This window comes from Nostoc sp. UHCC 0870, assembly GCF_022063185.1.
In the GTDB taxonomy this organism is placed as follows: Bacteria; Cyanobacteriota; Cyanobacteriia; order Cyanobacteriales; family Nostocaceae; genus Trichormus.
Genome location: NZ_CP091913.1, coordinates 544691 through 557363, shown reverse-complemented (window position 1 = coordinate 557363; position 12673 = coordinate 544691). Strand labels below are relative to the sequence as shown.

At 42.3% G+C, this 12673-nt stretch carries 11 protein-coding genes; 4 read left to right on the top strand and 7 right to left on the bottom strand.

Annotation, left to right across the window (positions count from 1 at the left end):
• Window positions 1-205: 205 nt before the first annotated feature.
• Both L6494_RS02380 and L6494_RS02375 read left to right on the top strand, forming a co-directional pair.
• The gene (locus L6494_RS02380; RefSeq protein ID WP_237991273.1) at window positions 206-1573 is read left to right on the top strand and encodes an NAD(P)/FAD-dependent oxidoreductase; all 1368 of its coding nucleotides are present in this window, start codon (window positions 206-208) and stop codon (window positions 1571-1573) included.
• Between the two features lie 191 nt (window positions 1574-1764).
• Window positions 1765-2589, top strand: a complete 825-nt coding sequence (locus L6494_RS02375; RefSeq protein WP_237991272.1) for a Uma2 family endonuclease — start codon at window positions 1765-1767, stop codon at window positions 2587-2589.
• 12 nt (window positions 2590-2601) lie between these two features.
• On the opposite strand, the gene murG is transcribed toward L6494_RS02375, so the two are convergent.
• Window positions 2602-3672 (bottom strand): undecaprenyldiphospho-muramoylpentapeptide beta-N-acetylglucosaminyltransferase, encoded by a 1071-nt coding sequence (gene murG, locus L6494_RS02370; RefSeq protein WP_237991271.1) that lies wholly within the window; start codon window positions 3670-3672, stop codon window positions 2602-2604.
• An 84-nt stretch (window positions 3673-3756) separates the two neighbouring features.
• Between murG and L6494_RS02365 the strand changes: the two genes are divergently transcribed.
• Both L6494_RS02365 and L6494_RS02360 read left to right on the top strand, forming a co-directional pair.
• A complete protein-coding gene (locus L6494_RS02365) occupies window positions 3757-4587 on the top strand; it encodes a nuclear transport factor 2 family protein (protein WP_237991270.1) in 831 nt (276 codons plus the stop codon).
• A gap of 220 nt (window positions 4588-4807) precedes the next feature.
• The gene (locus tag L6494_RS02360) at window positions 4808-5581 is read left to right on the top strand and encodes an SDR family oxidoreductase (RefSeq protein ID WP_237991269.1); all 774 of its coding nucleotides are present in this window, start codon (window positions 4808-4810) and stop codon (window positions 5579-5581) included.
• A 167-nt stretch (window positions 5582-5748) separates the two neighbouring features.
• On the opposite strand, the gene L6494_RS02355 is transcribed toward L6494_RS02360, so the two are convergent.
• From L6494_RS02355 to L6494_RS02330, 6 genes are all read right to left on the bottom strand, one after another.
• Window positions 5749-6534: a DUF4058 family protein gene (locus L6494_RS02355; RefSeq protein ID WP_237991268.1), complete on the bottom strand. Its 786-nt coding sequence runs from the start codon at window positions 6532-6534 to the stop codon at window positions 5749-5751.
• Window positions 6535-6627: 93 nt separating this feature from the next.
• Window positions 6628-8136, bottom strand: a complete 1509-nt coding sequence (locus L6494_RS02350) for a UbiD family decarboxylase (RefSeq protein WP_237991267.1) — start codon at window positions 8134-8136, stop codon at window positions 6628-6630.
• A gap of 293 nt (window positions 8137-8429) precedes the next feature.
• Entirely contained in the window at window positions 8430-9224 is a 795-nt protein-coding gene (gene pstB, locus L6494_RS02345) for a phosphate ABC transporter ATP-binding protein PstB (RefSeq protein WP_237991266.1), read from the bottom strand.
• A complete protein-coding gene (pstA, locus tag L6494_RS02340; RefSeq protein ID WP_237991265.1) occupies window positions 9218-10141 on the bottom strand; it encodes a phosphate ABC transporter permease PstA in 924 nt (307 codons plus the stop codon). The genes pstB and pstA overlap by 7 nt, the downstream gene beginning before the upstream one ends.
• 1 nt (window position 10142) lies before the next feature.
• On the bottom strand, window positions 10143-11057 hold the full coding sequence (gene pstC / locus L6494_RS02335; protein ID WP_237991264.1) for a phosphate ABC transporter permease subunit PstC: 915 nt from the start codon (window positions 11055-11057) through the stop codon (window positions 10143-10145).
• Window positions 11058-11178: 121 nt separating this feature from the next.
• Entirely contained in the window at window positions 11179-12189 is a 1011-nt protein-coding gene (locus L6494_RS02330; RefSeq protein ID WP_237991263.1) for a PstS family phosphate ABC transporter substrate-binding protein, read from the bottom strand.
• Window positions 12190-12673: the final 484 nt, after the last annotated feature.

The window sequence follows — 12673 nt, the reverse complement described above, 5'->3', positions numbered from 1 at the left end:
CCCCTATACCCTTATACCCCTATACCCTTATACCCCTATACCCCTATACCCCTATACCCCTATACCCGCTCCAACAGAGCTTGGTAACTTTGATTAATTTCATTATTTTTCCAAGTGTTCAACATAAGCTGCAACAAATCTCATGATTTTGTTACTTATTTATTAAGAATAGTTACAAATTGCTTAACACAAGGAAATATTTCTTATGGTAGCCGCACGTAAGAAGAATCCACCGCATCAGGTTGTAATCGTTGGTGGTGGCTTTGGTGGACTGTATGCAGCAAAAGCACTGAAAACAGCGAATGTAAAGATTACTCTCATCGATAAACGTAACTTTCATTTATTTCAGCCGCTTTTATATCAAGTTGCTACAGGTACGCTATCACCTGCTGATATTTCCTCACCACTACGATCTTTACTCAGCAAAAGCAAGAATACAAAAGTGTTGCTGGGAGAAGTAAATGATATTGATCCAGAAGCACAACAAGTTATTCTGGATGATCAAGTAGTACCATATGATACATTAATTGTAGCCACAGGTGCAAAGCATTCCTATTTTGGTAAAGATAACTGGAAAGAATTTGCTCCTGGCTTGAAAACTCTTGAAGATGCGATAGAAATACGTCACCGGATATTTTCAGCATTTGAAGCCGCAGAAAAAGAAACTGACCCTGAAAAACGCCGTGCTTTGTTGACTTTCGTGATTGTGGGCGGTGGACCAACAGGTGTAGAATTATCAGGTGCGATCGCAGAATTGGCATATAAAACTCTCAAAGAAGATTTCCGCGACATCGACACCTCAGAAACCAGAATTTTACTATTACAAGGGGGCGATCGCATCCTCCCAGCTTTTACCGCAGATTTATCGCAATCAGCCGCCGCATCTCTGGAAAAGTTAGGTGTGATTATCCAAACTAACACCAGAGTGACAAATATTGACAACGACATCGTTACCCTCAAACAAGGCGATGAATTCAAAGAAATTGCCGCCAAGACTGTATTATGGGCAGCAGGTGTGCAAGCTTCCACAATGGGGAAAGTTTTAGCAGAACGAACTGGGGTGGAATGCGATCGCGCCGGACGAGTGATCGTAGAACCTGACTTAAGTATTAAAGGACACAAGAATATTTTTGTTGTGGGAGATTTAGCCAACTTCTCTCATCAAAATGGTCAACCCCTCCCAGGAGTTGCACCAGTCGCCAAACAAGAAGGCGAATACGTTGCTCAATTGGTGAGAAAACGCCTGCGAGGTCAAACTTTGCCAGCCTTTAACTATACTAATCACGGTAATCTAGCCATGATTGGACAAAATGAAGCCGTTGTAGACTTAGGCTTTATCAATATGGAAGGCTTCTCTGCATGGTTATTCTGGCTATTCATTCACATCTACTTCTTGATTGAGTTTGACCAAAAACTATTAGTAATGATTCAGTGGGGGTGGAACTACATCACCCGCAAACGTGGCGCAAGATTGATTATCGGTGAAGAATCATTAGCATTTGCCAAAGTGGATAATAGTAATGATAAAAGTCATTACACATCAACAAACAATAGACAACCTGTCAAGGTCTAGTTTTTTCGATCATCATTTCGTTTGTAGGGGTGTACAAATGTACGCCCTTACTTGTATCTGTGTGTACGGAACACCCTGATATAAGCTTTTTTTGTAGTAAGGACTAAAGTCCTTACTACGAGCCTTCAAAACTAACGTAAAATATTGACAATTAGCTTTATAAAAACACCAGCGATAATTTTATTATCATCATGGTTTTAGCAGCACCCCAGCGTCAAACCCCCACAGTGACTTGGGAAAAACTCCCAGACGACTTTATTCTTCCCGACGATCCAGTGGAAAATATTCAACAGCCTTCTCTTGCAGCTGCGTTAACAGATGCTTTAGATGCAGCTAATCGCATTCAACCAGAAATGCTAATTGCATCTAATTTTGGTCTTGTCGCCAATATTAACCAAAAAACAGTTGTTAAAGCACCAGATTGGTTATATGTACCGCGTGTCTTACCTGTGGGTACAGGGGTAATTCGTCGTAGCTACACACCTAATATTGAAGGCGAACCAGTGGCTGTGGTGATGGAATTTCTTTCGGACAGCGACAACACAGAATATTCCATTCGTCCCACCTTTCCTTACGGGAAACTCTACTTTTATGAAAAAATTTTACAAGTTCCCGTCTATGTGATTTTTAATCCTTATGAAGTCACTTTAGAAGTTCACCGTCTGGAAAATGGTCAGTATACTTTACAAACACCATCAGAATCAGGACGCTTTTGGATTCCTGAGTTGGATTTATTTTTGGGAATTTGGCAGGGAAATCGCTTAGGGTTAAATATAAATTGGTTGCGATGGTGGGATGCAAAGGATAACCTGTTGCTGTGGAGTTCCGAACAAGCAGAAGAAGAACGTCAGCGTGCAGAACAGGAACGTCAACGTGCAGAACAGGAACATCAACGTGCAGAACAGGAACGTCAACGTGCTGATGATGCGATCGCCCAATTGGAAATTGAACGTCAGCGTCAAGCCGCAATGGTCGCTAAATTACGGGAATTAGGTATTGATCCAGATGCTGGTTGAATGGGAAATTAATTAACTTTCCACCACTTCCCGCACTAAAGAAGCTAACTTGTCAGCACTATCAGGAACTGCGATCGCTTTTGCATTCTCCGCCATTTTAGTTAACTCATCTGGCGATCGCAATAAATTTAAAACTTGAGTTTGTAATAACTCTGCTGTTAACTCCGATTGTTTAAAACTTAAAGCTGCACCCGGTTGAGTAAAGACCTCGGCGTTGTAAGATTGATGGTCTTCGGCTGCAAAGGGATAGGGAATTAAAATTGCTGGGACACCACACACAGCTAATTCTGTTAAGCTACCTGCACCAGAACGACTAATGGCTAAATTAGCGCGTTGCAACAATGCCGCCATATCATCATAAAAAGGTAATTCTATATACTGGGGATGAGTGAGACTCCCCGCATCAGGATCGAGACTGCCTGTTAAATGCACTACATAAGCACCAGCATCAAACCAAGCTGACGCGGACTCGCGCACCAACTTATTTACCGCCACTGCGCCTTGACTACCACCAAAAACCACAATTAAGGGAACATTTTCAGGAATAGCTAAATCTAGTTTTAGACTACCTGCATCTAGGAATTGAGAACGGACGGGAGTACCCACACAGACATTGTTAGCACGGGGTAAATACTTACTCGCCACGTCAAATCCCAAGGCGACGACAGTACACCAAGGGCCAAAGAAACGAGTTACCTTACCGGGTAAAGCGTTTGATTCGTGAAAAACTACAGGTAAACCCAAAGAACGCGCCGCAATTACTGCTGGCCCCGCAATATAACCCCCGGTGGTAAACACTCCTTGAAAATTACCTTGCTTCAAGAGTCGCCGCACCTGGAAAACTGCGCTAATGAGTTTACCCAATGTTAGTAAAGAAGCAATGCTCAACCCTTGCTGAAACCCTTCAACTGCAATAGTATGCAAATGATACTGTTGAGGGACAAGCTGGGTTTCTAACCGATTGGGGACACCTAGCCATTCAATCTCATATTCTGGTAGTTTTTCTGCCAATGCGATCGCCGGAAACAAGTGTCCACCAGTCCCACTGGCAGCTATTAGTAATTTTATGGGTGTGTTTGTCATTCAAACTCTACCGTTTAGCTCCTAGCTTCACTAAGATAAAACAATTTCCTGACCTTCTGTACTCCAATCAGTAAAGTCTTACCCATGACCAACACTATTTTATTGTTACTCAAACGCCAAAGCAATCTTTCCACAGGCATTGCGTTGATTTTGTCTGTATTCTCGCTTGGTTTCGTTAATAATTGGCAACCCGCCCAAGCTGTGGAAATCGCCCAAAGTAATAACGTCCAAAATGCACCCGCCACAGTCAAAAATCTGTTAACGCAAATTGATGCAGCCGCTAGTAAAGGCGATGTCAAAGGAGTTTTGCAATACTACAGTCCTATTTTCACCCACGGAGACGGATTAAACCGTCAAACAATGGAGAAAGCGTTGGTGACATTCTGGAAACGCCACCCAAATTTGCGCTACAGCACACAACTACAATCTTGGAAGTCTGAAGGTAACAGCATCATTGCGGAAACTGTAACTAACATCACCAGTTTACCCTCAGCAAACAGCAATAATTTGGCACTGAATACCACCATTAAATCTCGTCAACGCATCACAGGCGGTAAAATTGTGCGTCAAGATGTTTTATCAGAACGTACCTTACTAACTTCTGGTAGCAAGCCACCCCAAATAGATGTGAAATTACCACAACAAGTTAAAGTCGGACAGCAGTACAATTTTGATGCGATCGTTCAAGAACCCTTGGGTGATGATTTACTCTTGGGAACAGCATTAGAAGAACCAATTCAAGCCTCGAAGTATCTCAACCCCACCAGTGTAGATTTAAAGCCACTCAATTCTGGTGGTCTATTCAAAATCGGACGAGCCCCATCTACCCCCGGTAATCGCTGGATTTCTGCTGTGATTCTTCGCGGTGGTGGAATGACAATAGTTACTCAGCGTCTGCAAGTTGTCAGAAAGTAAGTGCTGAGTAGGGAGTGCTGAGTGCTGAGTAAGGAGTAGGGAGTAGGGAGTAGGGAGTAGGGAGTAGGGAGTGCTGAGTGCTGAGTAATAAGTAAAAAGTAATAAGTAACAAATACTAATCCTAGTCCCCAGTCCCCAGTCCCCAGTCCCCAGTCCCCAGTCCCCAATCCCCAGTCCCCATTACGAATTACGAATTACGAATTACGAATTACGAATTAAAATGGTTTTTCTCAAAAATCAGATTGTCTTAATTACTGGTGCAAGTAGCGGTATCGGTGCTGCTTGCGCCAAAGTTTTTGCTGATGCGGGTGCAAAACTAATTTTAGCGGCGCGGCGGTTAGATAAGTTACAGCAACTTGTAGAAACGTTAAATGTAACGTCTGCACAGGTTCATTTAATACAGCTAGATGTGCGTGATCGCTCTGCTGTAGAATCTGCTATGTCTAGCCTCCCCCCAGATTGGTCAGATATAGATATTCTGATTAATAATGCTGGCTTGAGTCGCGGTTTAGATAAGCTGCATGAAGGCGACTATCAAGACTGGGAAGAAATGATTGATACCAATATCAAGGGTTTGCTGTACCTCACCCGTTATGTTGTTCCAGGGATGGTAAATCGTGGCCGTGGTCATGTGGTGAATATCGGTTCAATTGCAGGACATCAAACTTATCCTGGCGGGAATGTCTACTGTTCTACAAAAGCGGCTGTGAAGGCGATTTCTGAAGGTTTAAAACAAGACCTCTTAGGTACTCCCATTCGTGTAACTTCCGTTGACCCCGGTATGGTGGAAACAGAATTTAGTGATGTGCGGTTTCACGGTGATACTGAACGCGCCAAAAAAGTTTATCAGGGAGTTACGCCGCTAACACCGGATGATGTGGCTGATGTGGTTTTATTTTGTACGACGCGATCGCCCCATGTCAATATTAATGAAGTCATACTCATGCCCGTAGATCAAGCTAGTGCTACCCTAGTTAATCGGCGCATGAATTAAATACAGCCACCCACATTCGCGCAGCGTCCCGCAGGGAGGGATGAGGGATGGGGTTTCTACCTACCTTCTCTACGTTCTCTCCGAGAGGCTACGCCAACGCGGAGCGTGTCGTAGACAGAGGCTGCGCCAAGAGAAAACTTGGATTTTTCCGCCCAAAAGGAGCGAGTTTAACGTAATTCCTGTTCCCGCAAAACTGCGTCAACCCAAGCTGCGTCTGCTTCAGATAATGGGGGTATTGATTCTTGACTATAATCTAAGACTAAATCATAGCCAGAAATATCATATACACTGTTTAATAATGACTGTAAATCTATGGTTGGTTCGCTATCATCAGTTCGCAAAGGTAAGGGGAAAGAGGGAATTGTATCTCGTAAATTAAAGGCATATAAATCAGCATAGGGACGGCGATCACCTCTACAAACTAAAATTCGATATTGACTCTCAATATTATGATCAAAAAATGGCATTGGTTCGCCTTTGCGTAATAAATCAATCTCTACTAAATGGGTTTTACTTCCTAAAACTTGTTGCCGTTTTTCTTCATATACCTGTCTTCCTTTACCATTACGCTTATTTGTGGGAGAGAGAATTTCAATAGTAGTTACTACCGCATCTGTACCTGCTTCTCGTATCTCTAAATAACCTTCTTTAATAATTTCAGGTGTCGGAATTTTCACCCTCAAAGGTTGTGCTGTAGGAGTTGCAACAGCCACATTAGTAATTTGTCGATTGGTTACATTCCCAGACCGTTGTACTATCACATCAGGAATGCCTACAAGTAGTGCATTGTCTCCACTTGCTTCATACATACGTACTTCAACAGCAACCCGATATTTAGGACGTAGCTGAGGAGATAAAAATCTGGCAATTTCACTAATTAATAAATGATGTACTCCTGGCCATACACCAGGGTTTTCTAAATAAGGATTCATTCCCGGAAATGGAGAAGACATAACAATACCTCATCGGTAATTCTGTATTAACTCCCTGTCAATTCAAAATGCAAAATGAAGTAGACCTAATTTTGCATTTTGAATTCTGGAGTCTTACTTCATATCGTAACCAAACAAATTCGGGTCAACTTCTCCTAGTTGCAAATCTCCCAAACCATACTCCGCCCATCGTCTTTCTACCATCGCCGCTATATCTGAGTCAGATTCTAAAGGTGCGCCCCATTCATGGTCTGTTTCTGGGGGAATTTTGGTAGTTGCATCAATACCCATGCGTCCGCCTAAGCCAATTTTTTCACTGGCAAAATCTAAGGTGTCAAAGGGGGTATTTGGTAAAATAAAGACATCTCGTGTGGGGTCAACTTTAGAACTAATTGCCCATACTACTTGACGGGGGTCACGGATGTTAATGTCTTTATCGACGACTATCACAAACTTGGTGTAAGTAAATTGGGGTAATGCACTCCAAAACGCCAAAGCTGCCCGCCGTGCTTGTCCGGGGTATGCTTTATCAATGGAAATAATCGCGGCTTTGTAACTCAAAGCTTCCATTGGGAGGAAAAAATCAACGATTTCTGAGACTTGTTGGCGCAATATAGGAGTATAGATCCGATTGAGTGCGATCGCCATCATTGCTTCTTCTTTGGGGGGACGACCGCTAAATGTAGTTAAATAAACTGGGTCTTTGCGGTGTGTCATACACTGAAAGCGAATCAATGGTGAATCTTCCACGCCGCCGTAATAACCCATGTGGTCGCCAAAGGGGCCGTCTGGTAAAATTTCCCCTGGTGTAATTGTCCCTTCTAAGACAAACTCCGAATCGGCGGGAACTTCCAAATCTACGGTTTTACACTTCGCCAACTGCACACCCGAACCGCCATACAGTCCCGCAAACAACCATTCTGATAAGTCTACAGGAATGGGTGTAGCGGCTGCCATAATAATTAAAGGATCTACACCAAGTGCGATCGCTATTTCTAATTTTTTACCATTTTCGGCAGCTTTGCGTAAATGTCTCGCCCCACCCCGCACTGATAACCAGTGAACTGTCATCGTATTTTTAGATTGCAGTTGCAAGCGATACACACCCACATTTGGCGTACCTGTCTCACAATCCCTAGTAATCACTAATCCCAGGGTAATAATCTTGCCAGCATCACCAGGGTAGGGACGTATTAAAGGTAACTTGTTTAAATCTAAATCATCTCCTTGAATTACCACCTGCTGACAAGCCGGGAAAAAATCTCTACCTGGTTTGGCTTTCACCACATCAAACAGCACTTTCCCAAAATCTATCGCCTGCGAAATCTTTTTCGGCGGCTTTGGTTGTTGCAGCATACTCAGCTTTTTACCCAGAGTTTCCAACTCTTGGGGATGCTGCATATTCATTGCCCAGCATATCCTTTCCACAGTTCCCATCAAATTCACCGCCACCGGGAAGGATGAACCCTTGACGTTTTCAAATAACAAGCCAGGTCCACCTTTTTGCAGCATCCGGTTGGAAATCTCTGCAATTTCTAAATCTGGGTCAACTAAAGCAGAAATCCGCCGTAATTGCCCTTTCTCTTCTAGAATTTTAATAAATCCCCGTAAATCTCTGGCCATAGTTCTAGTTAAGCTAATATTTAAGAAATGTAAAGTGTCTTCTTATATTATTAGCGATTACCTACAGTGCTGAGTTTTGATTTCTTATTTTGTCCCCAATCTCTCTTTAACTACAAATTAACCATTTAGGTGACTGACCTTAACCCTTAACAAAGTTAATTGACTTATTCTTAGTGGCGGATAGGCATTATTTCCTATAAATAGGCACTACCCCGATCAAACATGGCGAGAATATACCGTACAACTCTAGCAGGTGATTTTATCATGTATCTCCTGCTAGGTTTATTTGTTCATCAACCAAAACGCCCATTTACATAATCTGCGGTTTTTTGATGCGATGGATTGCTAAAAATAGTTTCCGTCTTATCAAACTCCACTAATTCACCTAAATACATAAACGCCGTATAGTCAGAAACACGCGCCGCCTGCTGCATACTATGAGTCACAATCAAAATAGTTACTGTTTCTTTCAATTGTGCAATTAACTCTTCAATACTGGCTGTAGCAATTGGGTCTAGTGCAGATGTAGGTTCATCAAACAGAATAATTTCCGGTTCAGTCGCCAAAGCACGAGCAATGCACAACCTCTGCTGTTGACCCCCAGAAAGATTAAAAGCTAAATCCTGCAACCTATCTTTGACTTCATCCCACAAAGCAGCACTACGTAAGGCTTTCTCGACCTTCTCATCAATCACTGCCCTTCTAGACTCACCCCGCACCCGCAAACCATAAGCCACATTCTCATAAATTGATTTAGGAAATGGATTAGGTCGTTGAAACACCATACTAATCCGCATCCTGACCTCAATTGGGTCAACTTTATTACTCAGCAGGTTAATTCCATCTGGCTCTAAAGATATTTCCCCCTGATAGCGATTTCCAGGGTAGAGGTCGTGCATCCGATTGAAACAGCGTAAAAGGGTAGTTTTGCCGCATCCAGAAGGGCCAATCAGTGCCGTTACCTGCTTCTCACCGACTGGCATATGAATGTCTTTGAGGGCATGAACTTTTCCCCCGTAGTAAAAATTGAGGTAATTGACCGCAGCTTTAATAGGCCTGTCCAAAATTCGAGATGTTGTTTCTACCATTTGATTTTTTTGCGTAAACGATAGCGGAGATAAACTGCGACAGCATTCATCGTCAAGCACAGGGCAATTAGCACAATACCTGCGGCTGCTGCATTTATCTGAAACTCAGCTTGAGGTCGAGAAACCCAATCAAACATTTGGATGGGTAGAACCGTAAAGGGAGCAAGTAACCAAGCAAAGGAAATGTAGGGAAACTGACCAGTAATGGGTGGGTCTGGTAAGAAGGCAATAAATGTCAGCGCACCAATAGTAACTAGAGGTGCAGTTTCGCCGATGGCTCTAGCCAATGCCACAATTATCCCCGTCAAAATTGTGCCAGTTGAATAGGGTAGAATATGATCCCAAATCATTTGCCATTTAGTTGCTCCCATCGCATAGGCAGCTTCGCGGATGCTGTTGGGAATAGCACGTAAAGCTTCACGAGTGGCAACAATCACCACTGGCAAAACCAGCAACGCTAAAGTTAATCCAGCCGTGATGACGCTTTGACCTAGGTTTAAACCATAAACAAATACCCCTAATGCCAAAAGTCCATAAATAATGGAAGGCACTCCAGCTAGGTTGGTGACATTAATTTCAATTAAATCGGATAGCCAGTTTTTTCGGGCATACTCTTCTAAGTATATTCCCGATGCTATGCCCACAGGAATCGCTACTGTTGCCGTCACTAACATGACTAATAGCGTTCCCACCCAAGCTGACAGGATACCGGCTTCTTCTGCTTTGCGACTGGGAAATGAAGTGATAAATTGCCAAGAAAGTCTCGGTAAACCATCCCCAAATAAGTCAAATATCAGTGCCAATAGGGTGACAATACCAACCAACATGGATAACAAGCCCAGAATATTGAAGATATACTCATATTGCTTGTTGCGATTGATAATAGTGCGAATTTGCCGAATATTTAAAGTTGTCATATCAATAAATTTCTCGGTATCGCTTGGTAAGAAAATAACCAATAATGTTGAAAACCAAAGTCATTAAAACTAAAGACAGTCCTACAGCAAATATAGTCTCATATTCCAAAGTGCCATGAGGCAAATCACCAAGACTCACTGATACTATGTAGGCGGTCATTGTGGCGGCGGGTTCCATCGGGTTCAATGTCAAGTTAGGCTGTCCACCTGCGGCAATAGCAACAACCATTGTTTCACCAGCCGCGCGAGAAATACCTAAGATATAAGCGGCAATCACACCAGAAGTAGACGCTGGTAAAACAACTCGTAATGCTGTCTGTAAACGAGTTGCCCCTGTTGCATAAGAACCTTCACGCAGATGTGTAGGAACTGCACGCATGGCATCTTCACTTAGAGAACTAACGTAAGGAATAATCATCACCCCGATGACTAAGCCGGCACTCAACATATTAAACCCAGGTAAATCGGGTAGGAATGTTTGCAATAAAGGTGTGACAAACAATAGGGCAAAGTAACCATAAACTACGGTGGGAATACCCGCCAGTAATTCTAAAGCTGGTTTTACTACCTCTCGGACTATAGGAGGTGCAAATTCACTTAAGTAGATGGCAATAATTGTCCCCAATGGGATGGCTACTGCTAAAGCAACTACTGTGGTGACTAAAGTACCGGAAACTAGAGGCCAAATTCCATAATGCTTATTATCAAATAAAGGTGTCCATTGGGTGTCTGTGAGGAATTCCCATAGGGATACTTTCTGGAAAAATAGTATGGATTCGTAAAACAAGATGCCAATGATGGCTGCCGTAGTTGCTACAGAAGAAAGTGCTGCCAGAAACAAAATAAACTCAATTACCCGTTCCCGCAAATCCCTGACTACCTTGGGAGATAAACGGTTTTTTTTGGCAATATTCATGCTGGAGATGCGATCGCTCCTCAAAACTGTGTAAAGTGTTTTCTATACAGACAAAGAGAGGTACAAAACCTCCCTTTGTCAAGTGCTGAATTGTACTCAAATTCTCAATTGAGAACTCAGCTTACTCTCTAGCTTGACGGCGCATTAACTCGTCAATCTTCAGTCCCACCTGTTCTTTACCACCAAAGACTGTACCAAATCTCTTCTTGTTGAAGTGGCTCTGAGCAGTGGTATATGCTGACGCTGGTAAAGCAACATACCCTACTTCTTTGGAGAACCTAGCACCATTGCTGAGGTAATATTGCACAAACTGCTTCACTTCTGGCTTATCCATAGCCTTGGAACTGACATAGATAAATACAGGACGAGATAAGGGGTTGTAAGTACCATTTTTTACGGTTGTTTCTGAAGGCGTTACACCATTAATAGGTACGGCTTTTAATTTATTCTTGTTTTCTTGATAGTACGCAAAGCCAAAGTAGCCAAGGGCGTTCTTATCGCGGGCAACACCCTGTACAAGTGCGTTGTCGTCTTCGCTGGCAGTGAAATCACCCCGACTGGATTTAGACTTGCCGACAACAGCTTCGGTAAAGTAGTCGAATGTTCCAGAATTCGTACCAGGTCCAAATAATTTTAAGGGTGCGTTGGGGAATCCTTGACGAATCTGACTCCAATTATTCACCTTGCCTTGCGCGCCTGGTTCCCATATTTTCTTGAGTTCAGCCACTGTCAGGTTTTTTGCCCATGTATTTTGAGGATGAACTACAACAGTCAAGGCATCAAAAGCTACTGGTAGTTCCACATAACGAATACCTGCTGCTTTACAATCATTAATTTCTTTTTGCAGAATGGGACGAGAAGCACCAGAGATATCTGTCTCACCACGACAGAACTTTTTGAACCCACCACCAGTACCAGAAACACCAACTGTAACCCGAACTCTACCTCTTTGCGATTTTTGGAATTCTTCAGCTACTGCTTCTGTAATTGGAAATACGGTACTAGAACCGTCTATTTTAATTGTGCTGACACCTTGGGAATGTACGGCGTTGATTGATACGCCTAAGGTGGCAGCCACTGAAATTACACCTAATGCAGTCAAACTGTGAGGCTTAAGATTCATTTTTTTCACAAGTACACTCCTATTTTATTGGCAGTGAATTTTCTGTTTATTCACTCCAAAAGCAGCATTTGTTCTCTTATTTTGAGAACGTAGTAAATTATTTGTTTACTGTAAAAAAAATGACAGGTTTAGGTAATAAAACAATTAATCTATGGTTAATTAAAGATTAAATTTTGGCTATGTTTTCTGCTATGCCTAGCATTGGGAGCAATGAGATTGATTTTAAATAGCTACTTATAGCTAAGTCCTTGTCTTGAAAATTTTGGCAACCTCTGTTGTTTGTCTGCTATCAGCATCTTGCGTGTAATCTATTTCCATTGATTTCGGCATTCACCGAGAAAAAATCATGTTTTATTTATATTTATGAAAATTTAATTATTTGTTTCCAGTTACACCAGTTTTATCTAAATAGACTTTAAAATCATAATTTACAAGAATTTATTATCATTATAATTACCAAAAGGACAATTATCTCTTAATAACTTAGTTATAC